The following is a 253-nucleotide window of genomic DNA, read 5'->3' as shown; positions in this document are numbered from 1 at the left end:
CTTCACAAACAGCAGCCGAAATTTCTCAAGAAAAAATCCGTTCTTTCGCTCACGAGTTGGTAAGTTTTGAAATGGACGTACACGGTACATTACCTCTAGAAAAAGCATTCGTTACGGGCGGAGGTGTGTCTGTCAAAGAAATTGAACCAAAGACAATGGCCTCCAAAAAGAAAGTTGGCTTGTACTTCTGCGGCGAAATTCTTGATATACACGGATACACTGGCGGCTATAATATCACAAGTGCCCTTGTTAC

General features: G+C 42.7%; 1 protein-coding gene. It reads left to right on the top strand.

Going from position 1 to position 253, the window contains the following annotated elements:
• The coding region (locus R0J88_RS21895; RefSeq protein ID WP_410901161.1) for an NAD(P)/FAD-dependent oxidoreductase at positions 1 to 253 on the top strand (253 nt) is incomplete at both ends.

Source organism: Pseudoalteromonas sp. SIMBA_162 (genome assembly GCF_046535955.1).
GTDB classification, from domain to species: domain Bacteria; phylum Pseudomonadota; class Gammaproteobacteria; order Enterobacterales; family Alteromonadaceae; genus Pseudoalteromonas; species Pseudoalteromonas marina.
This window is presented reverse-complemented; position numbering and strand designations above follow the sequence as displayed.